Source organism: Acinetobacter sp. YH12205 (assembly GCF_013418125.1).
In the GTDB taxonomy this organism is placed as follows: Bacteria; Pseudomonadota; Gammaproteobacteria; order Pseudomonadales; family Moraxellaceae; genus Acinetobacter; species Acinetobacter towneri.
In genome coordinates this window covers 130,699-156,744 of sequence record NZ_VPCQ01000005.1, presented here as the reverse complement: position 1 = coordinate 156,744, position 26,046 = coordinate 130,699, and the positions used below count along the sequence as shown (strand labels likewise).

General features: G+C 43.6%; 24 protein-coding genes and 4 tRNA genes. 14 read left to right on the top strand and 14 right to left on the bottom strand.

Going from position 1 to position 26,046, the window contains the following annotated elements; all coding sequences use genetic code 11:
- Nucleotides 1–525 precede the first annotated feature (525 nt).
- The 6 genes from FTU92_RS08575 to FTU92_RS08550 are packed head-to-tail and all read left to right on the top strand — an operon-like array spanning nucleotide 526 to nucleotide 6,759.
- Nucleotides 526–3,363: a monovalent cation/H+ antiporter subunit A gene (locus FTU92_RS08575; protein WP_180096089.1), complete on the top strand. Its 2,838-nt coding sequence runs from the start codon at nucleotides 526–528 to the stop codon at nucleotides 3,361–3,363.
- 4 nt (nucleotides 3,364–3,367) lie between these two features.
- Entirely contained in the window at nucleotides 3,368–3,733 is a 366-nt protein-coding gene (locus FTU92_RS08570; protein ID WP_004975886.1) for a Na+/H+ antiporter subunit C, read from the top strand.
- Nucleotides 3,733–5,541, top strand: a complete 1,809-nt coding sequence (locus tag FTU92_RS08565; protein WP_180096087.1) for a monovalent cation/H+ antiporter subunit D — start codon at nucleotides 3,733–3,735, stop codon at nucleotides 5,539–5,541. Before FTU92_RS08570 ends, FTU92_RS08565 begins: the two co-directional genes overlap by 1 nt.
- 2 nt (nucleotides 5,542–5,543) lie before the next feature.
- Nucleotides 5,544–6,077 (top strand): Na+/H+ antiporter subunit E, encoded by a 534-nt coding sequence (locus FTU92_RS08560; RefSeq protein WP_004975882.1) that lies wholly within the window; start codon nucleotides 5,544–5,546, stop codon nucleotides 6,075–6,077.
- Nucleotides 6,074–6,349, top strand: coding sequence for a monovalent cation/H+ antiporter subunit F (locus tag FTU92_RS08555; protein WP_004975880.1), 276 nt, complete (start codon nucleotides 6,074–6,076; stop codon nucleotides 6,347–6,349). Before FTU92_RS08560 ends, FTU92_RS08555 begins: the two co-directional genes overlap by 4 nt.
- Nucleotides 6,350–6,360: 11 nt before the next feature.
- A complete protein-coding gene (locus FTU92_RS08550) occupies nucleotides 6,361–6,759 on the top strand; it encodes a Na+/H+ antiporter subunit G (protein ID WP_004975877.1) in 399 nt (132 codons plus the stop codon).
- A gap of 121 nt (nucleotides 6,760–6,880) precedes the next feature.
- On the opposite strand, the gene FTU92_RS08545 is transcribed toward FTU92_RS08550, so the two are convergent.
- The 10 genes from FTU92_RS08545 to tpiA form a co-directional block, all read right to left on the bottom strand.
- Nucleotides 6,881–7,285 carry a ribosome-binding factor A gene (locus FTU92_RS08545; RefSeq protein ID WP_004975876.1) on the bottom strand — a complete coding sequence of 135 codons (405 nt, stop codon included), beginning with the start codon at nucleotides 7,283–7,285 and terminating at the stop codon, nucleotides 6,881–6,883.
- A complete protein-coding gene (gene infB, locus FTU92_RS08540) occupies nucleotides 7,285–10,011 on the bottom strand; it encodes a translation initiation factor IF-2 (protein WP_178866000.1) in 2,727 nt (908 codons plus the stop codon). The genes FTU92_RS08545 and infB overlap by 1 nt, the downstream gene beginning before the upstream one ends.
- Before the next feature lie 10 nt (nucleotides 10,012–10,021).
- Nucleotides 10,022–11,506 (bottom strand): transcription termination factor NusA, encoded by a 1,485-nt coding sequence (gene nusA / locus FTU92_RS08535; RefSeq protein ID WP_154321110.1) that lies wholly within the window; start codon nucleotides 11,504–11,506, stop codon nucleotides 10,022–10,024.
- 35 nt (nucleotides 11,507–11,541) lie between these two features.
- Nucleotides 11,542–12,066 (bottom strand): ribosome maturation factor RimP, encoded by a 525-nt coding sequence (gene rimP, locus FTU92_RS08530; RefSeq protein WP_004975871.1) that lies wholly within the window; start codon nucleotides 12,064–12,066, stop codon nucleotides 11,542–11,544.
- Between the two features lie 322 nt (nucleotides 12,067–12,388).
- Nucleotides 12,389–12,465 (bottom strand) — tRNA-Met (locus tag FTU92_RS08525).
- Nucleotides 12,466–12,599: 134 nt separating this feature from the next.
- Nucleotides 12,600–12,676 (bottom strand) — tRNA-Met (locus FTU92_RS08520).
- Nucleotides 12,677–12,753: 77 nt separating this feature from the next.
- Nucleotides 12,754–12,830, bottom strand: a tRNA-Met gene (locus FTU92_RS08515).
- A gap of 49 nt (nucleotides 12,831–12,879) precedes the next feature.
- Nucleotides 12,880–12,964, bottom strand: a tRNA-Leu gene (locus FTU92_RS08510).
- A 53-nt stretch (nucleotides 12,965–13,017) separates the two neighbouring features.
- Nucleotides 13,018–13,347 carry a preprotein translocase subunit SecG gene (gene secG / locus FTU92_RS08505; RefSeq protein ID WP_180096085.1) on the bottom strand — a complete coding sequence of 110 codons (330 nt, stop codon included), beginning with the start codon at nucleotides 13,345–13,347 and terminating at the stop codon, nucleotides 13,018–13,020.
- Between the two features lie 13 nt (nucleotides 13,348–13,360).
- Nucleotides 13,361–14,152: a triose-phosphate isomerase gene (gene tpiA, locus FTU92_RS08500; protein ID WP_019836081.1), complete on the bottom strand. Its 792-nt coding sequence runs from the start codon at nucleotides 14,150–14,152 to the stop codon at nucleotides 13,361–13,363.
- Between the two features lie 277 nt (nucleotides 14,153–14,429).
- Here tpiA and pilB point away from each other — a divergent pair, with 277 nt between their 5' ends.
- Genes pilB through coaE form a run of 4 tightly spaced genes read left to right on the top strand, consistent with a single transcriptional unit; the run spans nucleotide 14,430 to nucleotide 18,868 of the window.
- On the top strand, nucleotides 14,430–16,142 hold the full coding sequence (gene pilB, locus FTU92_RS08495; RefSeq protein ID WP_179996326.1) for a type IV-A pilus assembly ATPase PilB: 1,713 nt from the start codon (nucleotides 14,430–14,432) through the stop codon (nucleotides 16,140–16,142).
- 30 nt (nucleotides 16,143–16,172) lie between these two features.
- Nucleotides 16,173–17,399: a type II secretion system F family protein gene (locus FTU92_RS08490; RefSeq protein WP_179997302.1), complete on the top strand. Its 1,227-nt coding sequence runs from the start codon at nucleotides 16,173–16,175 to the stop codon at nucleotides 17,397–17,399.
- Complete coding sequence (locus tag FTU92_RS08485; RefSeq protein WP_180043886.1) at nucleotides 17,399–18,259, top strand: A24 family peptidase; 861 nt, start codon at nucleotides 17,399–17,401, stop codon at nucleotides 18,257–18,259. The genes FTU92_RS08490 and FTU92_RS08485 overlap by 1 nt, the downstream gene beginning before the upstream one ends.
- Nucleotides 18,260–18,268: 9 nt before the next feature.
- Nucleotides 18,269–18,868, top strand: coding sequence for a dephospho-CoA kinase (gene coaE, locus FTU92_RS08480; protein WP_179997300.1), 600 nt, complete (start codon nucleotides 18,269–18,271; stop codon nucleotides 18,866–18,868).
- 5 nt (nucleotides 18,869–18,873) lie between these two features.
- Here the strand turns inward: coaE and FTU92_RS08475 are convergent, their stop codons facing one another.
- The 3 genes from FTU92_RS08475 to FTU92_RS08465 all read right to left on the bottom strand — a co-directional run bounded on the left by FTU92_RS08475 (nucleotide 18,874) and on the right by FTU92_RS08465 (nucleotide 21,110).
- Nucleotides 18,874–19,803, bottom strand: a complete 930-nt coding sequence (locus tag FTU92_RS08475; protein WP_180096082.1) for a DMT family transporter — start codon at nucleotides 19,801–19,803, stop codon at nucleotides 18,874–18,876.
- A gap of 43 nt (nucleotides 19,804–19,846) precedes the next feature.
- On the bottom strand, nucleotides 19,847–20,596 hold the full coding sequence (gene rlmB / locus FTU92_RS08470) for a 23S rRNA (guanosine(2251)-2'-O)-methyltransferase RlmB (RefSeq protein ID WP_180060891.1): 750 nt from the start codon (nucleotides 20,594–20,596) through the stop codon (nucleotides 19,847–19,849).
- 190 nt (nucleotides 20,597–20,786) lie between these two features.
- Nucleotides 20,787–21,110, bottom strand: a complete 324-nt coding sequence (locus FTU92_RS08465; protein WP_019836086.1) for a pyrimidine/purine nucleoside phosphorylase — start codon at nucleotides 21,108–21,110, stop codon at nucleotides 20,787–20,789.
- Nucleotides 21,111–21,602: 492 nt separating this feature from the next.
- On the opposite strand from FTU92_RS08465, the gene recN reads away from it, so the two are divergent.
- The 4 genes from recN (at nucleotide 21,603) to FTU92_RS08445 (ending at nucleotide 25,301) form a co-directional block, all read left to right on the top strand.
- Nucleotides 21,603–23,264, top strand: a complete 1,662-nt coding sequence (gene recN / locus FTU92_RS08460; RefSeq protein WP_180096081.1) for a DNA repair protein RecN — start codon at nucleotides 21,603–21,605, stop codon at nucleotides 23,262–23,264.
- A 111-nt stretch (nucleotides 23,265–23,375) separates the two neighbouring features.
- The gene (locus FTU92_RS08455; RefSeq protein WP_004975844.1) at nucleotides 23,376–23,930 is read left to right on the top strand and encodes a YqgE/AlgH family protein; all 555 of its coding nucleotides are present in this window, start codon (nucleotides 23,376–23,378) and stop codon (nucleotides 23,928–23,930) included.
- Entirely contained in the window at nucleotides 23,923–24,366 is a 444-nt protein-coding gene (ruvX, locus tag FTU92_RS08450) for a Holliday junction resolvase RuvX (RefSeq protein ID WP_096901348.1), read from the top strand. Before FTU92_RS08455 ends, ruvX begins: the two co-directional genes overlap by 8 nt.
- Nucleotides 24,367–24,518: 152 nt before the next feature.
- Nucleotides 24,519–25,301, top strand: coding sequence for an IclR family transcriptional regulator (locus FTU92_RS08445; RefSeq protein WP_004975841.1), 783 nt, complete (start codon nucleotides 24,519–24,521; stop codon nucleotides 25,299–25,301).
- A gap of 89 nt (nucleotides 25,302–25,390) precedes the next feature.
- On the opposite strand, the gene FTU92_RS08440 is transcribed toward FTU92_RS08445, so the two are convergent.
- Complete coding sequence (locus FTU92_RS08440; RefSeq protein ID WP_179996325.1) at nucleotides 25,391–26,008, bottom strand: alpha-ketoglutarate-dependent dioxygenase AlkB; 618 nt, start codon at nucleotides 26,006–26,008, stop codon at nucleotides 25,391–25,393.
- Between the last annotated feature and the right edge of the window lie 38 nt (nucleotides 26,009–26,046).

The window sequence follows — 26,046 nt, the reverse complement described above, 5'->3', positions numbered from 1 at the left end:
TTGCTGTATGCAAAAAAAATTGATGTTGTTTTATTCATGTAATAAAATCAGATTAATTTTGAACTTTTATAGTAAAATCCGATTTTGCTGTAGTTTTTAAAGTTGCGCAATACAACTTTTTTTATACCTTGAATAGTGTCTATTGACCTTTCAAACACGGTGAATGCTGTAAAAATGCAGCAGATGCAGATCAACTTCATCCATAGTTCAACTAGGTTGTAGATTGACGCATCTAAATATTTTTAACACAGCTTTAACCAAACCAAGCACAACCTTATTCGCTGCATCGTCAGCGAAAGATCAGCATATTTTTTGCTGCTTGAGCCGCCTAGCCATGTAAAATTATTTTTGCATGATCTTGTTTTGAGTTTAAGTTGCGACAATACGCTCATCAAAACAATAGACTACGTGTTTACTGACACGACTGATTGGCTTTCAAGATTGAATCTTTTGGATGGTGTGTTGCTGTCCTGTAATCCTTGGAAGATAAGATTCATCCTTTAGGTTTTCAACCTATTCACGACAATGGATATGAGTGTGCTACCGATTATTATATTGTTACCGTTAGTACTGGGCACAACCCTTGTCTCGTGGCTGAAACAATTTTCACGCGGGGTAACGGCTTTAGGGGCGATTGGCGTCAGTCTGAGCAGTCTTATTCTGCTCCTGACTCAAGCAAAAGCAGTCTTTAATGGCGAAACGATCATTCAAACATGGTCTTGGCTGCCACAGTTGGGGATTGATTTAAGCTTTCGTCTAGATGCGCTTGGTTTATTATTCTCCTTGCTGATCACGGGGATCGGCACACTCATTTTTATTTATGCCTATTATTATTTAAGTCCACAAAACTCGCTCAGTAAACTCTATGTTCTCCTCATGCTGTTTATGGCTGCCATGTTGGGAATTTCGCTCTCCAATAACCTGATTTTGTTGCTGACTTTTTGGGAACTGACCAGTATTTCCTCTTTCTTATTGGTGGGTTATTGGAGCAATTACGAGGCAGCACAACGCGGCTCACGTATGGCACTGACCATTACAGGCATGGGCGGACTCGCCATGCTCGGTGGTTTTGTGTTATTGGCGCAAATCACAGGCACCTATCAAATTGACCAAATCTTAATGATGACTGAACAAATTCAAAGTCATCATTTATTTGTACCAACTTTATTGCTGATTTTATTGGGTGCATTTACCAAAAGTGCGCAATTTCCGTTTCACTTCTGGCTACCCAATGCCATGGCTGCACCCACGCCTGTTTCTGCCTATCTACATTCGGCAACGATGGTCAAAGCAGGGATTTTCTTGCTGGCGCGCTTATTGCCAATTTTTGCAGGCGCAGCGTTATATCACAACCTAGTCACCTTTATTGGTCTATTTACCCTGTGTATGGCAGCATTCTTTGCCATTTTCAAAGAAGATTTAAAAGGCTTATTGGCGTATTCCACCATCAGTCATTTAGGTCTGATCATGTGCTTACTCGGCATTGGTTCACCGTTAGCAGTAGCTGCTGCAATTTTCCACATCATCAACCACGCCACCTTTAAAGCGGCCCTGTTTATGATTGCAGGAATTATCGACCACGAATCAGGCACACGTGATTTACGCAAACTTAGTGGCTTATGGCAACTATTACCCTTTACCGCCACCCTCACTATGATTACCGCGGCCTCTATGGCTGGCGTACCGTTGACCAACGGCTTTTTGTCCAAAGAAATGTTCTTCACTGAACTGGTAGCAAACTTATCTGGCCCTGTACTGTTGGTTTCTGCAATTGTTGCGACACTGGCGGGTATTTTTGCAGTGGCCTATTCAATACGTTTGGTACACGGCGTTTTCTTTGATGGTCCAATTGGTAAAGATGTCCCAAACAAAGAAGCTCACGAACCTCCGTTTGGCATGCGTGCACCCGCAACTTTATTGGCTGTTTTATGTATTTTAGTCGGCTTGATGCCTGCCTTATTGGTCGAGCATATTGTCAATAGCACGACTCATGCCAGTACCCAACTGTCGCAGTTTGAAGGCACACATCTGGCAATTTGGCATGGCTTTAATCTTCCCCTGCTGATGAGTGTTATTGCACTGCTTGGCGGGATCATTTTCTATTTCTCGCTCGCCAAAGGTGGAAAAATCCGTGAAATTGACCTCGACCCACATTTAGGTCAATTCCAAGGCAAACTGCTGTTTGAATTATTCTTAAAACATTTGCTACAAGTTTCACGCAAAATCAAACGTAAAACCGAAAATGGTTCACTGCAAAGCTATTTGGTGTGGATCATTGCTTTTACGGTATTCATGGTCGCGCTACCATTATTCAATCAGGGATTAACAACTGGCACACGTGAACTCACACATGCGCCTATGATTGCCATTGTTTTATGGTTATTGCTGTTCTCTGCCTGCTGGATGATGCTGTGGTTCCACCATGAGCGCATCAAAGCTGTCTTAATCAGCGGTGCAGTTGGCTTGGTCGTCACCATGATGTTTGTCGGACTGTCTGCTCCCGACTTGGCACAAACTCAAATCACGGTTGATGTCGTCACCACTGTTTTATTGCTGATGAGTCTATCGCTGCTCCCACAATTGACCCCGTATGAATCTAGCCGTTCACGTCGTTGGCGAGATGCCTTCATTGCGATTGGTGGCGGCATTGGTATCGGCTGGATTGCGTGGCTGGTTATGACTCGCGACCACAATTCAATTTCATGGTTCTTTAATCAGCAATCCATTCCACTCGGTGGCGGAACCAACGTGGTCAACGTCATTTTGGTGGACTTCCGTGGTTTCGATACCTTTGGTGAAATTACCGTCTTGGGCATTGCTGCGATTGGTACGCTGTGTTTAATGGATGGTATGCGTGCGCACGGCACTATCATGACCCAAGGTTTAACCTATCGCTTTAATCCTTCACCGTTGATGCTGCGGATTACCGCCTCATGGATTTTACCTATCGCCCTTGTGGTCAGCCTGTATATTTTCTTGCGCGGTCATAACTTACCAGGCGGTGGCTTTATTGCGGGCTTAATTACCGCAATGGCGTTGATCATCCAATACATTGCGCTTGGTCAAGACCACACCGAACAAATGCTCAAAGCTAAATCTGGACGTTTATACGAAATCTGGATTGGCGTGGGTTTAAGTATTGCAGGTCTGACAGGACTTGCCGCATGGTTCTGGGGACGTCCATTCCTCACCAGCGCACATATTTATGTCAATCCTCCGATTATTGGTGAAATGCACCTCGCTTCGGCTGCCTTATTTGATGTAGGCGTGTATGTCACGGTGGTTGGTGCGGTAATGTTGATGATTTCTGTCTTGGGCGACTCACGTCACTCAGGCATGTCTGGCCCACTTCCAAAGGAGTAATGCAATGATTAGTATTGAGTTTTTAATTGCGTCTGCCATTGGAATGTTAGTCGCGACAGGAATCTATTTAATTTTACGTGCCCGTACCTTTCCTGTGGTTTTGGGCTTGGCGATGATTGGTTATGCCGTCAATATTTTCTTATTCAGCATGGGGCGTATTCAGCTCAATGCACCTGCAATTTTGACTGAAGCTTCAAAAGTCACCGACCCATTACCACAAGCCTTGGTATTAACCGCAATTGTGATTGGTTTTGCCACCACCGCATTTATTGTGCAATTGGCGCTGCGTAGCCGTTATGAAACAGGGACAGACCACGTCGATGCCAAAGAAGAACATCCACTGCTTGACCCACGTGAGGATGAGCCATAATGACTGATTTCCTCCAATTTTGGCTACAGCATTCACCTATTTTTAGCATCCTGATTCCAACCTTTACCGCATTTATTTTAGTGCTATTAGGCAATCCGGGCTTTGGTTCACTCTCACATGACTGGCGTCAGCCATGGCGTCGTGGCATTAGCTATCTTTCTGCCACACTCGGTTTAGTCACTGCAATTAGCTATTTAATTCAAGTCAGCAGTGGGCAAATTATTATTTATAATTTGAGCGAATGGGCCGCCCCGTTTGGCATTATTTTAGTGCTAGATCAACTGTCTGCCCTCATGTTGGTACTGACTTATTCACTTGCCTTGCCATTACTGTGGTTTTCCAGCAAAAAATGGGATGAACGTGGTCGCTATTTTCATACCATGGTGCATTTCCTACTCATGGGACTTTGCGGTGCATTCCTCACAGGCGACTTATTTAACCTGTTCGTATTTTTTGAAATCTTGTTGCTCGCCTCGTATGTGTTGTTATTGCACGGTCAAGGCAAAGCACGTTTTCAACTCGGGATTCATTACGTCACCATCAACCTGTTGGCCTCTGCCCTGTTCTTAATTGGTTTGGGGATGATTTACGGCAGTGTCGGCAGTTTAAACATGACCGATGTGGCACGTCTTATTCCGCTACTCGATGCTGATGCACATAAAATTGCGGTGGCAGGTGGCTTACTGCTATTTGTGGTATTTGGTATTAAAGCCGCTATGCTTCCTGTCGGTTTCTGGCTTCCTAAAACCTATGCCGTGGCGACAACCCCTGTGGCAGCCTTATTCACCATCATGACCAAAGTGGGTGTGTATGCCATTTTGCGGGTTAATGGAACCGTATTTGATGATGCACTGAGCCATAAAATCCTACAAGACTGGTTGCTGCCGATTGGTCTAATTACCTCACTGTATGGGGTCATTGGCGCAATTGGTGCAGAGCGCTTACGTCGTTTTGTCGGTTTTATGGTGCTGTCTTCGATTGGTACGATCCTGATCGCCATTTCGATGCTGAACACACAGGCATGGTCAGCCGCACTGTATTACTTAGTACACAGTACCTTAATTGCAGCGGCTTTCTATTTGCTGTGTGGCTGGATTACCTCACAACGTGGCGCATTTAAAGATCACTTCAATATTGCCCCGCAAATGAAGCAACACAAAGTACTGGCAATCACATACTTCATGATTGCCTTAATGATGGCAGGTTTGCCACCGTTTAGTGGCTTTTTGGGCAAGGTCTTTATTTTGCAAGCCACCGCCAATATGGCACATCAAGGCTGGATTATTGGCATTATTCTCTTGATCAGCTTGCTGAGTATTATTGCATTCACCCGTGTCGGCTTTATTTTATTTTGGCGCGCGACCAAACCTGAAGATGATGCGCAAACTGAAGCCTATTATGAATATCAGGCACTACCTGCGATTGCACCGCCCCGTAATGACCGTGTCATTTATTTTCTCCTAACGGGTTTAGTGCTGTACGTGGTATTTGCCAATCCAATTCAACAATATATGCTGAATACTGCACAGCAGATTCAACATAATGCGGCCTATGAAGCACTGATTCTGAAAAAAGACCGTGCTGCAAATGTGATTAGCGTACAACCTTATGATCCATTGTACTTACCTCAAACCAAGTACGGTGGCGAAGCAATTGACACCAATGCACATTTAATTCCCTATGTGATTGATCCAAACACCTTGGAAGGCGAGCATATTTCTGACTATAAACAACGTCAGATTCAACAGCAAAATCGTGAGGAAGCACAGCAACCTAGCGATACTCAACTCAAACCTGCGGAGCCCTAAACATGCAAAAAACGAGACCAAAAACTTCGTTTTGGGATAACCTGCTGCCACACCCGTTTGTATCTGTCTTGGTGGCACTGAGTTGGCTGATGTTGGCGCATAGTGTTTCTGCAGGGAATCTGTTGATGGCACTGGTCTTGGCGCTCTTGATTCCCAAACTGATCCAGCCCTTTATTGCGCGTACACCAGACATCAACTGGACTGCAGCCATTCGCTTATTCTTCGTGGTGGTCTGGGATATTATGATTTGTAATATTCGTGTCGCAAAACTGGTACTTGGCCCAACAGACCGTATGCAGCCAAAATGGTTCCGTGTCCCTCTCGAAACACAACACGAACAGGTCAACAGTATTTTGGCGATGATCATTACCACCACACCAGGCACGGTTACAGCAGGTATTGACCAAGACCGTGGCGATATTTTGGTGCATGCCTTAAACACTGCAGATGAAAGTGTAGATATTCAAGACATCAAAAATCGTTATGAAAAACCGCTGATTGAAATTTTTGGTGCACAGTCAGGAGAAAAGCAATGATGATTCTGCCTTATGCACTTGGAATCTGCATGGTTGCGATTACGCTGTCCATGTTTATGTGCCTATATCGCCTGATTATTGGCCCTTCAATTGTAGACCGCCTGTTGGCCTTGGATACCTTGTTTTTAAATGCGACCTGCTTGGTGGTGGTTCTGGGTATCTATTGGACCAGTACCTCATTATTTGAAGGTGCGTTATTGGTGGCGATGCTAGGCTTTGTGTCTACTGCAGCACTGGCGCGTTACTTCACCAGTGGTCATGTGATTGATTAAGGAGAATGAACATGCAATTACTCATGGAAATTTTAGTGTCATTCTTTTTAATTATTGGCGCATTTTTCATGTTGGTGGGCGGCATTGGCATGGTTCGCCTACCCGACTTATTTATGCGACTGCATGCCCCTACAAAATCCAGCACTTTAGGACTAGGCAGTTTCTTAATTGCAGCCATTATTTATGCGGCATTTGAAGGACGATTTGGCTTTGCAGAAGTATTAATCACCCTATTTGCGTTTATTACCGCGCCTGTTTCTGCCAATTTAATGGCACAGGCAGCACTGCATTTACGTTTACGTTCGATGAGTGGCAATGTGCCTGAAACCTTAGACCGTCCATTACCGTGGCAACGCCAACGTCGTAATTTACGTCGTTATGAAAAAAAGTCCCATGATGATTTGGTCTAGAATATTAGTCAGGCATTAAAAAAAGCATCGTATCCGATATAACCTTGCTTACATTGCAAAAGCTCAAACATGATAGACAAAAAAATGCCACCCGAAGGTGGCATTTTTTATCATCACTGATTTATTCTTCATCTTGCTTAGGTGCTGCAGGAGGTAAATCTTTTACCGCTTCTGCAATCAAACCAAACATATAGTTACCATAGGCATTGGTTTTATCGTAGTGAAAACGCAAACGCGGGGTAATACGTGTCTTAATACGACGGCTTAACTCATGGCGCAAGAAGCCTGATGCTTTATTCAACACATCCAAGGTTTCTTTATTTGCCGTTTCGCTTTGCTCATCGCCTAATTCACGTCCCATGACGGTCACGTACACTTCCGCATATCCTAAGTCTGGGCTCACCTTCACTGCAGAGATGGTCACAAGACCACCTAAGCGTGGATCTTTCAGCTCTTGGCGAATCAGTTCTGACAGCTCACGCTGTACTGTATCCGCCATACGCTTCAGACGTTGACTACCCGCCATTAAAGACTCCGTTTAATCAATTGAACATCGTACACTTCAATCTTATCAAGTGGTTTGATGTCTTTATAGCCTTTTACTGCAAGACCACATTCCATACCTGCGCGAACTTCTTCCACCACGTCTTTATAACGACGAAGTGACTCAAGCTCACCTTGGAATACCACCACATCATCACGTAATACGCGAATTGGTTTGTTACGGTGAAGTACGCCTTCAAGTACCATACAACCTGCAGCTGCACCGAACTTACTTGAGTGGAACACTTCACGCACTTCTGCAACACCCAAAATAGTTTCACGGTGTTCAGGTGCAAGCTTACCGCTCATCGCATCTTTCACATCATCAATTAATTGATAGATGATGCTGTAGTAACGAATGTCAATACCATCGGCATCGGCTTTTTGACGCGCAGTATTGTCAGCACGTACGTTAAAGCCCAGTAATACAGCTTCTGAAGATTCTGCAAGCGTAACGTCAGACTCAGTGATCGCACCTACGCCTGAACCAATCACACGTACACGTACTTCATCGGTAGACAACTCGCCCAATGCAACAATCAAGGCTTCCAAAGTACCTCGTACATCGGTCTTCAATACCACATTGACAAATGGAACGTCTTTTTTGCCCATTGATGCCATGATGTTTTCAAGACGCATTGCGCTTTGACGCTCAAGACGTTTTTGACGCTCACGATCCATACGCGCATCGGCAACTTCACGTGCTTTCTTCTCGTCATTTACAACAAGAACTTCGTCACCTGCCATTGGCGCTTCAGGTAAACCTAAAATTTCAACTGGAATTGAAGGACCTGCAGATTTAATACGCTTACCGTTTTCATCAGTCATGGCACGTACGCGACCATAAGATGAACCTGCAAGTACCAAGTCACCTACATTCAAAGTACCGTTTTGTACCAGAATTGACGTCACTGCACCGCGACCTTTATCTACACGCGCTTCAATCACCACACCTTGCGCTGCACCTTCTTCAGATGCTTTCAATTCCATCATTTCTGCTTGAATTGAAATTAAGTCAAGAAGTTCATCAATACCTTGACCTGAATGCGCCGAAACCATTGCAACAGGTACGTCACCGCCCCATTGTTCAGGTACGATTTCTTTGGTGGTCAATTCATTCAATACGCGGTCTGGATCAGCCGATTCTTTGTCCATTTTGTTAATGGCAACAATAATTGGCGTACCCGCTGCACGCGCATGGTCAATGGCTTCTGCAGTTTGTGGCATCACACCATCATCTGCCGCAACGACCAATACCACGATATCTGTCGCTTTCGCACCACGTGAACGCATTGCAGTAAACGCTGCGTGTCCCGGTGTATCTAAGAAGGTGATAATGCCTTTATCGGTTTGTACGTGGTATGCACCAATGTGCTGGGTAATACCACCCGCTTCGCCTGCAGCCACTTTGGCACGACGAATACGGTCAAGTAATGATGTCTTACCATGGTCAACGTGACCCATGATGGTCACCACTGGTGGACGTGTCGTTTGAACACCACGTGCCTCTTCAGCAGCTTCAAGTAAGTTATCTTCAGCTTGCGTATCAGATACTAGAACTGGGTTGTGGCCCATTTCCTCAACTACAAGTGCTGCAACTTCTTGCTCAATCGCTTGGTTTTGCGTAACTAACTCACCCATTTTCATGAGTGATTTAATAACTTCGCGTACTTTAACTGCCATTTTTGCAGCCAAGTCCGCAACCACAATCGTTGCACCAATTTCAACATCATAAACTTGTTTTTTAACTGGTTTTTCAAAGCCGTGCTTGTTGGCTTGGCTCGTTTTCAAACCGCGTTTATGTGAGTTTTGGCTGAAAGACTGTTCTTCCTGACCACGACGACCACCTTTTTTCGGTGAACGTGTATTGGTGGTGCTGGTACCACGCTTGATTTCACGGTCTTCTTTGGCAAATGAATCTTCATAAGCCTGACCCACAAGACCAGCCGCCAATGGAGAATCATCTACCACACGAATGGTAGCGGTTGCATCTTCATTTGAGTATTTAGATGCCATCTGACGCATTTGCTCAAGCGTACGTTGCTGCGCTTCTTCAGCAGCTTTACGACGTGCTGCTTCTTCAGTCGCTTTCAACTGAGCTGCTTGCGCTTCACGCGCTTTCTTTTGCTCAGGTGTTTCAGTGACTTTCACTGCTTGCTTCACAATTGGCTTGTTGGTTGACTTACGTTTCACCACAACCGCAGCTTTTGCAACTTCTTGCTTGGCTGTTTCTTGCTTGGCTGCTGCACGCATTGCATCTAAAGCTTGTTTCGCTTTTGCGGCACCTGCTTGAGGCGCGTCTGCTTTCGCTTTGCTCTTTTCTGCCACGTCACGTGCTTGCTGTTCTGCTTGCGCTTTTTCAGCTGCTTCCGCCTGTGCTTTTGCCAGTGCTTCCGCTTTAATCTGTTCAGGATCTGGCTTTACAAATGTATGCTTCTTGCGAACTTCTACATTAATCGTTTTCGCTTTGCCCGAAGTACTTGCCACTTTAGCGGTACTGGTGGTTTTACGTTTCAACGTGATTTGTCCTGCTTTACCCTCTTGACCGTGAACCTTTTTTAAATGGTTCACTAGGGTACTTTGTTGTTCCGTGGAAATAATATCGTCAGCGTTACGCTGTGGTAAACCTGCGTCACGAACCTGTTCCAGGAGTTTCTCAACTGGACGACCTACACTGAGCGCTAACTCTTTAATCGACTTGTCCGTCATATATTACCTCCTAGTTAAACCATGATTCGCGCGCTTTCATAATCAATTGACCCGCTTTTTCTGTACCTAAACCTTCTATATCTTCGATATCGTCAGTCGCTTGGTCAGCTAAATCATCAACTGTAATGACACCACGAGCGGCAAGCGCATAAGCGATCTCTTGTGTCATGCCTTCCATTGCTAGAAGTTCTTCACTCGGATCTTGGATATTTTCTTGCTGTTGCAATGCTTCTGCCAAAGCCACTTCTTTGGCACGGCCTTGTAACATTTCAACAAGTTCTTCATCTAAATCAATTTCGTCAAATGTTTCCGCAGGAACATACGCAATTTCTTCTAATGAAGTGAAGCCCATTTCTACCAATGCCATCGCCAAATCTTCAGCAATGTCTAGACGTGAAACAAACAAGTCCAAGTATTGTTGCGCTTCATTTTGCTGACGTGCGTGATACTCTTCTTCAAGCATCATGTTCAGCTTGTAACCTGTGAGTTCAGAGGCTAAACGTACGTTTTGACCTTGTGAACCAATTGCACGTGCCAACTGATCGCTGGTTGCGAAAATAATGTCGGCAGTACGTTCTTCTTCATCAATCACAATTCCCGATACATCGGCTGGCTCTAAAGCACTGGCGATATATTGTGCTGGATCATCAGACCACACCACAACATCAATACGCTCACCATTTAACTCTTGCTGTACCGCTTGGATACGTGTACCACGCATACCAATACATGCACCTACAGGGTCAATACGATGGTCGTTGGTTTTTACTGCAATTTTTGCACGTACACCTGGCTGACGCGCTGCTGCTTTAATTTCGATGATTTCTTCAGAAATTTCTGGAATTTCTTTTTTCATCAATGCAATCAGCATTTCAGGCTTGGCACGTGACAACAACAATTGTGCACCACGACCTTCACGGTTCACGCTGTACAAAATTGCATTCACACGCTGCTTAGGACGCAAAATTTCTTTGGCGATCATTTCTTCACGCGCCAAATATGCTTCTGCATTGTCGCCCAAATCAATAATAAAGCCATCTTTGGTTTGCTTTTTCACTTCACCGTAAATCAGCTCGCCTACTTTGGCTTCATAAGCATCTGCAACCAATGCGCGTTCTGCTTCACGAATTTTTTGCACAATCACTTGCTTGGCAATTTGCGCAGCAATACGACCGAAGTCAATTGACTCAACTTCAAGTTCGCGAATATCGCCAATTGACCACTTTGCAGGGTCTACATCAGAAATTGCATCTTGGCATGCAGGCATTTCATGATCTTCATCTGCCACCACTTCCCACTGACGGAAAGTGCTGTAGTCACCTGTTTTACGATCAATTTCCACACGTAAACGTGCTTCTTCTGAGTTTGTGCCTTCGTAGAATTTCTTTTTCGTCGCAGCAACAAGAGCCTGTTCAAGCGCCTCAAAAATTGCCTCACGACTTACACCTTTTTCGTTACTAACCGTTTCAACGACGGTAAGAATTTCACGTGCCATAAGTCACCTATTCGTTCAGATTCTTATTAATTTGATTAATCTTGGTAAATCAGGTTTGCTTTATCAATATTGTGACTGTCAATCTCCAATACCTGCTGTTTTTCCACTTCGACCTGAATGGTTTCATTTTCCAGATCTACAGCAACCAATTTCGCTTGAAATTTACGACGGTTTTCTACAGCACTGATTAAACGTAACGCAATGGTTTGCCCAATATATGCAGGCAATTGCTCTAATTGGAAAAATGGACGATCCCAACCCGGAGAGGATACTTCAAGTGCATATTCACCTGAAATTGGATCATGCACATCAAGCATTGCACCAACTTGCTGGGTTACACGTACACAATCTTGCACACCAATACCACGACCTTGCTCTAATTCGCCATCTTCATTTAAGACAGGTTCTGCATTTTCATCGACAGCTTTGTCGATATAAATACGTAACAAAGAACGCTTACCTTGTGGAATAAACTCGATTCCCCAAAGATCCACATCACATGCTTGCACTGCTGGCGCAATTAAGTCCTGAAGTGCTTGAGTTTTATTTGATAGCTTCATTTACTCTCGTCATTCTGCTGCGGTTCAATGGTCTTATTTGACCACTACACATTCATACAAACTATAGTAGTAGTGAAACATGACACTTTGACTTTAGGCCGCGCACGGCTTGTATCGACACTACACGATAGCCAATAAAAAAGGGCGTAATCGCCCCTATTCTTGCACAGTAAAACCAATATCCACTGTGCAAAAAGGCCCACCTAGTTGTGAGCCTCTTTAGAAACTTGGTTGCGGGGATTAGACTAAATCTAACCATCTTTGCTAGTTTATTATGCTGAATTCAATCAACTAAAACTAACGTACCACACCATTAGAAACTTGGTAGCGGGAGCTGGATTTGAACCAACGACCTTCGGGTTATGAGCCCGACGAGCTACCAGACTGCTCCATCCCGCATCAACGTGCAAAAATTATATACAAATATGAATAAGTTTTCAATCAAACTTAGCATTTTTGCCTGACTTAAGTTGCACCTTAGTCAGTATAAAGCGTAAAACTCATATTAGAGCATAATCACACTTTTAAAATATTGGTAGCGGGAGCTGGATTTGAACCAACGACCTTCGGGTTATGAGCCCGACGAGCTACCAGACTGCTCCATCCCGCAACAACATGTAAATACTTATCTCAACCTAAAATAATTTAAGTTGCCTACGCTTAATTCACGATAAGCTTAGGATTGATTGGTAGCGGGAGCTGGATTTGAACCAACGACCTTCGGGTTATGAGCCCGACGAGCTACCAGACTGCTCCATCCCGCATCAACAGATTTGCTGCTTAACACCAACTTATGTTTTCTGGATTATAAGTTGGTGCGGAAGGGGGGACTTGAACCCCCACGCCCGAAAGCACTACCACCTCAAGGTAGCGTGTCTACCAATTCCACCACCACCGCAGCTGTGACGCATTCTAGTCGCATCATGCGAAAAAAGAAAGTGCTAAATAAAATTATTCAGCGCTTTTAGGCGCAGTTGGTGAAGTTTCAGGCGATACTGGCTGTGCAGGTGCAGTCGTTTGTACAGTCTGCAAACTATATGCACCTGTGGTTTGTTTCTTGGCAAACACCGCTAAAGTTAAACTGGTTGCAAAAAACAATGCTGTTAAAATTGCCGTTAAACGGGTTAAAAAGTTACCTGAGCCTGCCGCACCAAATACGGTTGCCGCACCACCGCCACCAAAAGAAGCGCCTGCATCTGCACCTTTACCATGCTGAACCAAAATTAGTCCAATCATTAAAATGGCTAAGATAATATGTACTACCAGCACAAATGTTTGCATGCTGAACTCCTCATTATTGTGTATTTGCAAAGGCTTGCGCAATTTGATGGAACGATGCCGCATTTAAGGATGCACCACCGACCAAAGCACCATTAATGTCTGGGCAGGCTGCTAACTCTACGGCATTTTCTGGTTTTACACTACCACCATATAAAATCGGTAGAGTCACCGCATAAGCGGTGATTTGGCTTAAACCTTCACGGATTTTTGCATGCATGGTTTGCGCATCTTCAGGTGATGCGGTCTTGCCTGTACCAATTGCCCAAATAGGTTCATACGCAATCACTATCTGTTGCCATTGCTCAGCGTCAACCACAGCAGCAATATCACAAATTTGTTGCAAAACAACTTGCTCTGCCTGACCGCTTTCACGTTGTTGCAGACTTTCACCCACACAATAAATAACTGTCAAACCTGCCTGCAAGGCATTTTTAACTTTTTCATTCAAAATGCTTGGTGTGTCTGCAAAAAGTTCACGACGTTCTGAATGCCCAACCAATACATAATCAATTTGACTGTCTTTTAGCAATTCTGCACTGACTTCGCCTGTATATGCACCCAAACCCGCAATACGGGAAAGGTCTTGTGCAACGGTATAGACAGGACGTACTGCTTCGCTCAATGCAGCTTGAATTTGAGTTAAAGCCAAAGTGACAGGTGCAATCCCCAAATGACACTTTTCAGCCTCTACAGGGCTGTCTTGTAATAATGTTTTAAATTCAGAAATAAGTTGCTGAGCATCGGCATGTATCGGATTCATCTTCCAATTGCCAACCACCCAAGGCTTAATCGTCGTAGCCGACATAGAATAACCTGCAAAAACAATTCATTTAATCGCGCACATTCTACACGCAAATCACATTTCTGCTGAGTTTTTTGTACAAGCTTTGCATCAAACTGCTGCATGAAGTATCTTTTCATGGCAGGACTTACAATTTTTTTAGCAGATTAATGTAACTGGTTCATGCTTTTAGGCGATACTTAGGTGGTGACAGCACTTTCAGATATGGTATTTTTGTGCAACAAAAGTATAATTTTAAGATACCAATTATAAACAATCTTGATTTTGAGGACGTTGGGGAATGTCAGTACAACAAGCTACACCTAGATTTACAGGTTTTATTCGACGTTTGGTCGAAGATGGGCTCGTTTCTGCTGAAAATATGCAAACTGCCATTAAAGCCGCACAAAAAGATAATGTTGATATTGTTCCCTATCTCATTCAAAACCTAAATATCGCGCCTTTAATCATTGCTGAAAAAATTTCTAATGAGTTTGGCGAACCTATTTTTGATTTAAGCGTGTATGACTCTGCGCTCATCGTGCGTGAAGGCATTGATGAAAAGCTTTTCAGCAAATATAACCTTTTACCTATTTTTAAGCGCAATCACCTGCTTTACGTTGCGACCAGTAACCCGACCAATATCGAAGCAATGGATGCCATTCGTTTCAACAGTAAAATGAATATTGAAGCCATTGTGGTCGAACACGATAAATTGGTAAAACTGATTGAACAAAACTTTGCGAGTGAGTCTGCTTTTGAATTTGAAGATGATGACTTCGATCTCAACTTTGAAGATGGTAACAGCGAACCAGAACAAGCTGCAGAAGATGAACCGCAGGGTGATGAATCCCCAATTGTTAAATACATCAACAAATTACTGATTGATGCAATTCGCATGGGTGCTTCGGACTTACACTTTGAACCGTATGAAAAAACCTATCGAGTGCGTTACCGTGTCGATGGTGTATTACGTCAAATTGCCACCCCACCCTTACAGTTAGCTAACCGCTTGGCATCACGTTTAAAAGTGATGTCCCAAATGGACATTTCTGAAAAGCGTGTCCCGCAAGATGGTCGTATTAAATTAAAACTATCTAAAAACAAGTCCATCGACTTCCGTGTGAACTCGTTGCCAACATTGTTCGGTGAAAAAATCGTACTGCGTATTCTTGACCCATCTAGCGCGATGCTTGGGATTGACGCTTTGGGCTATGAACCAGAACAAAAAGAATTGTTCATGGAAGCCTTAGAAAAACCGCAAGGCATGTTACTGATTACAGGCCCAACGGGTTCGGGTAAAACGGTATCGCTATATACAGGCTTAAATATCTTAAACAGAGAAGATACCAACATTTCCACCGCCGAAGACCCTGTGGAAATTAACTTAGAAGGCATCAATCAGGTTAACGTCAACAATAAAGTAGGCTTAACCTTCGCTGCCGCCCTGAAATCTTTCTTACGTCAAGACCCTGATATTGTCATGGTGGGTGAGATTCGTGATCTTGAAACTGCAGAAATTGCAATTAAAGCTGCCCAAACAGGTCACATGGTTTTATCTACCCTACACACCAACAGTGCGCCAGAAACTTTAACGCGTTTACGCAACATGGGCGTTCCTTCCTTTAACATCGCAACTTCGGTAAACCTCGTCATTGCACAGCGTTTGGCACGACGCCTATGCCCGCATTGCAAAGCTCCTTCCGATATTCCAAAACAAAGCTTATTGGAAATGGGCTTTACTGAAGCCGATTTGAGCAATCCAGAATTTCAGGTCTATCAACCTGTAGGCTGTTCTGAATGCCGTGAAGGTTATAAAGGACGTGTTGGTGTTTATGAAGTGATGAAAGTCACACCAGAAATTTCTAGAATTATTATGGAGGATGGTAATGCCATCCAAATTGCTGATGCGTCAGCAAAATCGGGGTTTAACAATCTGCGTCGTTCGGGGTTACTTAAGGTCATGCAGGGGGTGACTTCATTGCAAGAAGTCAATCGTGTGACCAGTGAATAGTTGTAAAATTTAAAATAAGGATAAATACGCATGGCTGTCAAAAAAGCACAGATGATGCCCACCTTCGTTTATGAAGGGATTGACCGCAAAGGGGCTAAGTTAAAAGGGGAAATTCCAGCGCGTAATATGGCCTTGGCAAAGGTCACATTGCGTAAACAAGGGATTACCATCAAGACGATTCGCCAAAAGAAAAAGAATATTCTTGAAGGCTTAATGAAAAAACGGGTGTCGACATTAGACATCACTATTTTCACGCGTCAGCTTGCCACTATGATGAAAGCAGGTGTGCCTTTGGTACAAAGCTTTGAGATTGTTGCCGAAGGTCTTGAAAACCCCGCCATGCGTGAAGTGGTTTTAGGCATTAAAGGTGAAGTGGAAGGCGGGAATACCTTTGCTGGCGCATTGCGTAAATATCCTCAATATTTTGACAATCTGTTCTGCTCTTTGGTTGAATCTGGTGAACAATCGGGTGCACTAGAAACCATGCTGGATCGTGTTGCGATCTATAAAGAAAAGAGTGAGTTACTCAAACAAAAAATTAAAAAAGCCATGAAATACCCTGCAACGGTCATCGTGGTGGCTGTGATTGTGACCATTATTTTGATGGTAAAAGTTGTACCTGTATTTGAAGAGTTGTTTAGCTCTTTTGGTGCAGACTTGCCTGCCTTCACTAAAATGGTGGTCAACATGTCACAATGGATGCAGAAATACTGGTTTATTCTGATTATTGTGATTGGGGTCATGATTGCAGGTTTCTTGGAAACTAAAAAACGCAGTAAAAAATTCCGTGACTTCTTAGACAAAGCGGCACTGAAAGCGCCTATTTTTGGTGACTTGGTCTATAAAGCCATTATCGCGCGTTATAGCCGTACTTTAGCCACTACTTTTGCTGCTGGTGTACCCTTAATTGATGCTTTGGAATCGACCGCTGGGGCAACCAATAACGTGGTCTATGAAGAAGCGGTGATGAAAATACGTGATGATGTCGCGACAGGACAGCAGCTACAATTCGCCATGCGTGTCACCAATAAATTCCCTTCTATGGCGGTGCAAATGGTCGCCATTGGTGAAGAATCAGGTGCGCTAGATGCCATGCTGGATAAAGTCGCAACCCACTATGAAAACGAAGTCGACAACGCAGTAGATGGCTTAACCTCAATGATGGAGCCGTTGATTATGTCTGTCTTGGGTATTTTAGTGGGTGGTTTAGTTGTCGCCATGTACCTTCCAATCTTCCAAATGGGTTCTGTGGTTTAATGCAAGAATTAATCGCGTACTTGATCCAAAATCCAACTGCGCTCTATATCGCAGTTGGACTTTTTAGTTTATGTATTGGCAGTTTTTTGAATGTGGTGATTTATCGCACCCCAAAAATGATGGAACAGGAGTGGCGTAACGACTGCCAAATGTTGTTACATCCTGAACAAGCCATTATTGATGAAAGTAAAATCACCCTCAGCAAACCTGCATCGACCTGTCCCAAATGTCACAACCCAATTCGTTGGTATCAAAATATTCCTGTGCTGAGTTGGTTGGTATTACGCGGTAAATGTGGCAACTGCCAAAACCCGATCAGTATACGTTATCCACTGATTGAGGTATTAACTGCTATTTGCGCTCTGATTGTGCTTGCGGTATTTGGCCCAACCGTACAAATGCTATTTGGCTTGCTACTCACTTATACCTTGATTGCGCTCACCTTCATTGATTTCGATACACAACTCTTGCCAGACCGTTATACCCTGCCTTTGGCTGCACTGGGTTTGGCCGTCAACAGCTATGCCATCTATACCTCACCAACCTCGGCAATTTGGGGCTATGTGATTGGCTTCCTATGTCTATGGGTGGTGTATTACCTATTTAAAATCGTCACAGGCAAAGAAGGCATGGGCTATGGCGACTTCAAGCTCCTTGCCGCTTTAGGTGCATGGATGGGGCCGATGATGTTACCCCTGATTGTGCTGCTATCGTCCTTAGTTGGGGCGATTATTGGCATTATTCTGTTAAAAGTACGTAAAGAAAATCAACCCTTTGCGTTTGGTCCGTATATCGCCATTGCGGGCTGGATTGCCTTTTTATGGGGCGAGCCAATCATGAAAGTATATTTGGGACAATAAGGACAGCACATGCGTTTTGTTTTGGGTCTAACAGGAGGAATTGGCAGTGGCAAGTCTGCAGCCAGTGCGTGGTTTGAGACCCAAGGCATTGTTGTGGTCGATGCAGATGTGGTTGCACGTGAAGTAGTCGAAAAAGGACAGCCTGCCTTAAAGCAAATTCGACAACACTTTGGCGATTGGGTTTTACTTGAGAATGGTGAGCTTGATCGTCGTGCCTTACGTGAACACATTTTCAAAGAACCAAGTGCACGACAAGCACTTGAAAAAATCACCCACCCTGCAATTCGTGAATCGATTATTCAACAATTAAATGCTGCCAATAGCCCCTACGTGGTTTTGGTTTCACCACTCTTGTTTGAAACCAATCAACATCAATTGACCCAACATACATTATTGATTGATGCTACTGAAGCACTACAAATTCACCGTGCCTCACAACGTGATGGTCAAACGGTTGAGCAAATTCATAAAATTATTCAAGCACAAATGCCACGTGCTGAAAAACAACGCCTAGCCGATGACATTGTGCTGAACGATGGGCATTTAGATCATTTGTATAGCAAACTTGAAGTATTGCATCAGCAGTATTTAAAGCGAGCGATGCAGTAAGCAAATTAATCTGACTGTTTTTTTTGCTGTTCAAGTTGGGCTTTTAAGCTGTCAGGTCGTGCCCACCAACGCCAAGGTTGCAAAGCGCCAATCCCCATACCCATCAAGCCACATAAAATTGCCAGACTCAACGGCTCGCCCAATAAAGGGACAGCAAGAATCGCAGCAATAAACGGCGCCAAGGTCACAATACTACCAGTTTTGAATGCCCCCAAACGCTTAATTGCCTCGACATAGCTAAGTGTTGCGATGATTACCACAAATACCCCATGAAAAACAGTTTGCAGCAATAAATGAATCGGTTCGGGTGCGGTGAGTTGTTTCGGGAAAAACAGTACGTAAATCGGGACATAGACGATTGCCGACCAAATTGCGACACCTGCCATAGCATGCCAAGCGGAGAGCTTCCATTGTCTTAATAAAACCGTAAACACACCCCACCAAATAGCGCTGATAAAAAACAGTCCATCCCCAAGTCCAAAGGCAACACCTGTTTCTTGATACATCAGCGCACTCATACCCGCAATGGCGGTCAGCATAATTACAATACTGATCCATGTATGGCGGTCAAAAGGCACTCGAAATAACATCCAAGCAGCAATGGCGGTACAAACAGGAATACAGCCATTCAAAAAAATGGCAGCATGCGCAGCAGGTACATAATGAAAAGCACTATACGCAGTCAGGCAATAGCCCACTCCACCAATCATTGCCAAAATAAAAGGCTCTTTTTTCCATAAAAATGCCGTATCTTTTTTCCAGATAAGAATCGGCATTAAAATACAAAAAGCCAAAGCAAAGCGTAAGGCGGTAATATCCCAAGCACTGATCTGCCATTGTGCATTCAGCCGAGCAGTTAGGGTAAAACCACCCCAAATGCACATGGTAACAAACACCAAAGCATAACCTTGCTTTTGGGGAGATAGACGAATCACGGTGTTGAAGACATCAATAGAATAGCAAATACAAAATCAGCAATTAAGCCTGACGCTGACGACAAGCTTCATACAAGGCCATACCTGTTGCAACACTGACATTCAGACTTTGCAGATTTCCTGCCATTGGAATAAATACGGTTTGATCACATTGTGACTGGGTAATTGGGCGTAAACCTGTATCTTCTGCGCCCATCACCACGCATACTGCTGTACCTGTAAAGTCAAATTGCTGAATTGGCAAAGCTTTTTCATCCAGCATCGTACCCACCACACGCACATTAAACTCTTGTTTCAAATGCGCCAAAGTACGTGCCAAATTGGTCACTTGGATAAATTTGACTTTTTCTGCACCACCTGCAGCTACTTTGCGTGCAGTTGGGGTCAAACTTGCTGAACGATCACGCGGCACAATCACGGCAGTAACCCCCATCGCAGCGGCAGTACGGATACACGCACCCAAGTTATGCGGGTCGGTGACTTGGTCTAGCGCCAAAAGTAAAGGCTTACTATCGGCCTGCAACAAGGTGTCCAAGTCTTTTTCATTCAGGGTTGGATGGGGGCGCACTGCAGCCACCACTCCTTGGTGAAAAGGCAAACCTGCCAATTTTTCCAAGCTGTCACGACTGGCTTTTTGCACACTAATACCAAATGGTTCAGCAAGTTCTAAAATTTTTTGTAAACGCTGATCATCACGTCCTTTTAAAGTAAAAAGAGTTAAGACGCGCTCTGGCTCAAGCTCCAATAATGACTCCACCGAGTGAACGCCATAATAATATTCAGGTTTTGCCATGAACGACCTCTAATTAATTACACCTATAAACCAGCGAAAACGAAAAATCCTGCAAAGCTGACTTCACAGGATTTCAATCAGATCTAGTTTAACCGATTCAGGTGAAAATTTCTTGATTCAATTCCGCTTGATTGGGTGCTCAAGCAGGAGAAAAATGAAATCTTAATTCAATACCCTATTGATCGCTTGATTAACCTTCTAAGTGACACACGTAATCAAGCACTTCGTCGGTTTCAATGCTGAAACGGCTATTGCCAGGCACATAGAATGACTGACCCGCGCGGAATAATTCACTTTCTTCGCTATCGGCAATTTTGACACGACACTCACCTGAAATAATTTCCATACGTTCAGGCACATGCGTTTCGAAAATCAAGGCTTGTTCGGTCGGTAAAATTACCCCTAAGGTTTTTTTGGTACCGTCTTCAAATTGCACCGTGTGACTGATGCATTGCCCACCAAAATAGACATTCGACTTTTTCACAACTGATACATGATCAAACTGAGCTGACATGCGTATTCTCCAGGTAACGCGTTTTTATATTTTTGACTGATGTAGTTTAATTCTGTCCTCAGAACTAATCAATCTGTGTTTACAGTGGGCTTTGCGTAAATTGAACAATGTTTCAATACGCAGCATGCAACACGCTGACAGCACAGTCTAAGCCAATGCCAGAGGCATGCAAAGTACTCTGCTCTAGATTCTTCCCCACTAAAGTGCTAAATCTGAATGTGAAACAGATCACGAATAGTATCTATATCGTTTAAGTTCCACCATATCAAGCAGCACCGAAAACTCCCCAAGTGAATATACTGCAATTTAATGACCATCCAATGAAATGATCAAATGATCATGTGTTTTATATATGATGCTTATCGGGTACATTTTTTGTTGTTTGCGCTGCAATTTAAGCTAGAATTAAATAGAAGAAAATAACAGCCTTGTTATGGCATTTCCAAAACTTGACTCTCTTTCACTGACACTTTTCGCAGCTTGGATGCGTTTATGCTGACTCATTTAACACTGATTAACTTTGCCCTTGCCGACCACTTAGCACTGGATATTGAAACAGGTTTTAACGTTCTGACAGGGGAAACAGGTGCAGGTAAATCCTTACTTTTAGATGCGCTCTCTGCCTGTTTAGGTGAACGTACCGATACCAATTATGTACGTTTTGGCTCAGATAAAGCCGATGTGACCGCGAGTTTCAGTTATCAGGACAATAGCCCTGAAGCACAATGGCTAAAAGAACATGAATTAGATGATGAGTCTGGTGAAATCCATTTACGTCGGGTAATTTTTGCCACAGGGCGCAGCAAAGCATGGATTAATGGTCGTCCAAGCAGTTTGGCAGAGCTGAAAGAAATTGGACGCTTACTGGTACAGTTATACAGTCAGCACAGTCAGCAACAATTGCTCGAACCGCCTTATCCAAAACACTGGCTTGATCGTTATTATAATTTTTATGCCCCTGCCCAAGCAGTACGTGATGCTTACAGTACATGGCAAAAAAATATCCGACAGCATCAGGCAGCGCTGGATGCACAGGCAACCCGCAAGCAACGCATCGAAACCCTGAACTTACAGCTCGAAGAACTCGATGAACTGGTACAAATCGATTATAAGGAGATTGAACAAGAGTTTGATCGCCTAAGCCATCATGAACATATCATGCAGGATTGCAGTTATAGCTTAAATGCCTTGGATGAAGCCGAGCAAAACATCACTCAGGAAATTGCTTCAATTATTCGCCGCTTGGAATCGCATGCGGGGCGCAGTGAGCAATTATCGGAAATTTATAATTCATTGTTAAATGCGCAAAGTGAATTAGATGATGCGACAGCCAATTTACGTCAGTTTATTGATCGTCAAAGCTTTGATCCAGAGCGCATGGAAGAACTGAATCAAAAATTAGAAGTCTTTCATCGTTTAGCGCGTAAATACCGCACACAACCTGAATTATTAAAACAAGAATTTGATACTTGGCAAACTGAGCTCACTGCTTTACATGAACTTGAAGACCCTGAAACTTTGGCAGAACAAGTAGAAGTGGCACATCAGGACTTCTTAGCCAAAGCACAACATTTAGATGATATCCGTCGTGAAGCAGCTGCACCGCTCGCTAAACAACTAACCGAGCAAGTTAAACAATTGGCACTGCCTGAGGCACATTTTGAATTTAAATTTGAACCTTTAGAACAAGTTTCTGCGGAAGGGTTAAGTTTTATTCAATTATTGTTTACCGCCAACAAAGGTATTCCTGCACAGCCATTGGCACGCGTGGCTTCTGGTGGTGAATTATCGCGGATTGCCTTGGTTATGCAAGTCATGAATGCCGAAAAAACCGAAGCCGAAGTCTTGGTTTTTGATGAAATTGATGTCGGGATTAGTGGTGGTACCGCAGAAATTGTGGGGCGCTTACTCGCAGGTTTGGCGCAACACGTTCAAATTTTATGTATTACCCACCAAGCACAAGTGGCGGCACAGTCTGATCAACATTTACTGGTAAAAAAACGTCAGACCGACCCTGCCAGCAGCACCATTGTTGAATTAGAAGAAGATGCGCGTATTTTAGAATTGGCACGCATGACAGGCGGCGTTGAAATTAATGACACCACCCTGCAACACGCCAAACAATTACGCCAATTGAAGTTTCAACAGGCTTAAAAACCAACGCTGTCACAAAAAGAGCTTGGTGAAATCACAAAGCTCAAGTAACGTGTATCCTAAAGGAATAGGTTTTTCTAGAAGCAACTGTTTTTAAGGAGAATTGCTTAGGTGACTAAACAATATCTGACGCATCGCTGTCTCATAGCCCCGCCCGATATGAATGATGAGTTTTTTGCAAACACCGTCATCTATTTGGCACGTCATGATGAAGACGGTGCGCAAGGCATTATTATCAACCGTCCATCGGGTATCCAAATCAAAGAATTACTCAATGATTTAGATATAGACGCAGATAATGTGCATCCTCACGAAGTTCTACAAGGTGGTCCATTACGACCTGAGGCAGGTTTTGTTTTACACACAGGGCAGCCAACTTGGCATTCATCTATCGCTGTTGGTGAAAATGTCTGTATCACCACCTCTAAAGATATTTTAGATGCAATTGCCCACAATGAAGGCGTTGGACGCTACCAAATTGCCTTAGGCTATGCCAGCTGGGGCAAACAACAACTCGAACAGGAAATTGCTCGGGGCGATTGGCTGATTTGCGAATCCGACATGGACTTAATTTTTAATTTACCTTATGACGATCGTTGGGATGCCGCTTATCGTAAAATGGGCGTAGATCCAACATGGTTATCTTCAGAGATTGGTCATGCCTGAAACAACACAAGCCCAAACCATTATGGCATTTGACTTCGGTACGCAAAAAATGGGCATGGCTGTGGGGCAGGCACTGATTGAAAGTGCGACCCCTCTCGCCCTCTTTCCCATGAAAGATGGCATTCCGCAATGGGAAAACTTGCTAAAAATTATCAAGCAACATCAGCCACAATTATTTCTAGTGGGCTTACCTTTAAATATGGATGATAGCGAGTCAGAACTGTCTACCCGTGCGCGTAAGTTTGCTAGACGCTTACGCCATCAAAGCAATATCAACACCCTAATGGTCGATGAACGCCTAACCACACGTGAAGCACGTGATGAGCTTGATCATTATCAAGCCCAAGGGCGTGGTAAAAAACTCGCTGCCGATAGTCTTGCCGCAGCACTATTGATTGAAAGCTGGTATCGTGACCCTCACGGCGTTCAGCCTTAAATCCTATTTCTGAATAGATAACATCGACAAATGCAAAAGAATTGGGACATTGATCGTTAGAATGCCTAAGACCATCTGTAAAAAGTCTATTGGTCTGGCGATTTTTTGATATAAAGTGACACCATCCTTTTGGTGTGAATGGGTAAATCCGCATGGCACTGTCTAGCTTTGGCAAGATTCTCACAGTCTTAGACTTATTTTCAACCGCACGTCCTGTCATTAATGTAGATACCATTAGTGAGGAACTCGGTTTATCTAAGCCCACCAGTTACCGCTATTTAAAAGAGTTGGTTTCGGCAGAGTTGTTGCAGCGCATGAGTGGCACATCGGGAGATTACACCCTAGGGCCAAAAATTGCGGTATTGGATTTTATCTCTCGCACGACCGATCCATTGGTCACCATCAGTATTCCGTTTATGAAAAAAATTGCGGAACGTACTGAATTTTGCTGTTTGCTGACCCAACTCAATCAAGATTCCTGCATTGATGTGCATCACGAAATCTTTAAAGATACGCCTTTGCTGTCTTATGGTCGCGGCTGCCCACGTCCTGTTTATGTCGGCTCATCGCCAAAAATTATTATGGCACATCTGCCTAAAGCTAAAATTTTAGACTATTACCAACGTTTTTCTAACGAATTGGCACAAGTCAATTTTGCACAAGATGAAGATGACTTTTTGCAGCAAATGCGCAAAATCAAAAAACAAGGCTATTATTTTTCTAACGGCGAACTCGATGCAGAAATTGCAGGCTTATCTGTACCGATTCGTTTTTCATCTAAAGATGCACCTTATGCATTGACGCTGCTGGCATCTAAAAACCGTTTTGAATTTGTCAATTTGCAAAAACTGATTGAAATTTTGCAGGATAATGCAGAACAAATTGAAAAACAGGTGGAAGTACTGAATACCAGTTTTAGTATAGAACTCACTTAAAGATTTAGGTTATTGATACCTTAAAGCACTGAATTTAAATACAATTAAAATTTATTCCTGAATAAGAATTTAGAGTGCTAAATCAAGTTTTATTCAATAGCCGTGTGAAAATAGCGAAAGGTCAGATTAATTCTGGGTTGTATAATTCTATTGGACTTCATTAAGGCATGTTTCCAATAGTGTTGTGTCGTGCCACGCATGACCAACAACTGACCGCTGTGCAACAGTAGCTCAACCTTGTTGGCGCGGTGTTTATGCTGAAAACAAAATTTACGGGTTGCCCCCAAACTCAAAGATGCAATGACAGCGTGTCTGCCTAAATTCGGCTCATCATCACTGTGCCAACCCAAGCCCTGCGTACCATCTTGATATAAATTGGCCAAACATGAATTAAAGGGATGCCCGACCCATTGTTCAATTTGCTGTTTCAATCGCCACAAAGCAGGCTGCCATAGCAGTGCCTGCTTAACTGCTCCCGAATAACGATATTGATACTGCTCATCGCCATACCATACCACTTGGCGCTGTGTCCGATAATACTGACCAAAGAGCAGACCTTCATCAGGCTGCCATGCCAAATGTTGCAGAAAATACTGCAAATAACGCTCACTATGCTCCGCACTCAGCACCAAACCATAGTCCTGCACAATGCCGTCATAAGGCAGTACGTTGTCACAACGCTCAGGTGCAAACAATTCTAGATTCATGGTCATTCCTATGCTGAATAGCTTATTGTTTAATCTAA

Coding starts and splice junctions, on each gene's coding strand:
- FTU92_RS08575 (WP_180096089.1), top strand. CDS start 526: ATGGATATGAGTGTGCTACCGATTATTATATTGTTACCGTTAGTACTG.
- FTU92_RS08570 (WP_004975886.1), top strand. CDS start 3,368: ATGATTAGTATTGAGTTTTTAATTGCGTCTGCCATTGGAATGTTAGTC.
- FTU92_RS08565 (WP_180096087.1), top strand. CDS start 3,733: ATGACTGATTTCCTCCAATTTTGGCTACAGCATTCACCTATTTTTAGC.
- FTU92_RS08560 (WP_004975882.1), top strand. CDS start 5,544: ATGCAAAAAACGAGACCAAAAACTTCGTTTTGGGATAACCTGCTGCCA.
- FTU92_RS08555 (WP_004975880.1), top strand. CDS start 6,074: ATGATGATTCTGCCTTATGCACTTGGAATCTGCATGGTTGCGATTACG.
- FTU92_RS08550 (WP_004975877.1), top strand. CDS start 6,361: ATGCAATTACTCATGGAAATTTTAGTGTCATTCTTTTTAATTATTGGC.
- FTU92_RS08545 (WP_004975876.1), bottom strand. CDS start 7,285: ATGGCGGGTAGTCAACGTCTGAAGCGTATGGCGGATACAGTACAGCGT.
- infB (WP_178866000.1), bottom strand. CDS start 10,011: ATGACGGACAAGTCGATTAAAGAGTTAGCGCTCAGTGTAGGTCGTCCA.
- nusA (WP_154321110.1), bottom strand. CDS start 11,506: ATGGCACGTGAAATTCTTACCGTCGTTGAAACGGTTAGTAACGAAAAA.
- rimP (WP_004975871.1), bottom strand. CDS start 12,066: ATGAAGCTATCAAATAAAACTCAAGCACTTCAGGACTTAATTGCGCCA.
- secG (WP_180096085.1), bottom strand. CDS start 13,347: ATGCAAACATTTGTGCTGGTAGTACATATTATCTTAGCCATTTTAATG.
- tpiA (WP_019836081.1), bottom strand. CDS start 14,152: ATGTCGGCTACGACGATTAAGCCTTGGGTGGTTGGCAATTGGAAGATG.
- pilB (WP_179996326.1), top strand. CDS start 14,430: ATGTCAGTACAACAAGCTACACCTAGATTTACAGGTTTTATTCGACGT.
- FTU92_RS08490 (WP_179997302.1), top strand. CDS start 16,173: ATGGCTGTCAAAAAAGCACAGATGATGCCCACCTTCGTTTATGAAGGG.
- FTU92_RS08485 (WP_180043886.1), top strand. CDS start 17,399: ATGCAAGAATTAATCGCGTACTTGATCCAAAATCCAACTGCGCTCTAT.
- coaE (WP_179997300.1), top strand. CDS start 18,269: ATGCGTTTTGTTTTGGGTCTAACAGGAGGAATTGGCAGTGGCAAGTCT.
- rlmB (WP_180060891.1), bottom strand. CDS start 20,596: ATGGCAAAACCTGAATATTATTATGGCGTTCACTCGGTGGAGTCATTA.
- FTU92_RS08465 (WP_019836086.1), bottom strand. CDS start 21,110: ATGTCAGCTCAGTTTGATCATGTATCAGTTGTGAAAAAGTCGAATGTC.
- recN (WP_180096081.1), top strand. CDS start 21,603: ATGCTGACTCATTTAACACTGATTAACTTTGCCCTTGCCGACCACTTA.
- ruvX (WP_096901348.1), top strand. CDS start 23,923: ATGCCTGAAACAACACAAGCCCAAACCATTATGGCATTTGACTTCGGT.
- FTU92_RS08445 (WP_004975841.1), top strand. CDS start 24,519: ATGGCACTGTCTAGCTTTGGCAAGATTCTCACAGTCTTAGACTTATTT.
- FTU92_RS08440 (WP_179996325.1), bottom strand. CDS start 26,008: ATGAATCTAGAATTGTTTGCACCTGAGCGTTGTGACAACGTACTGCCT.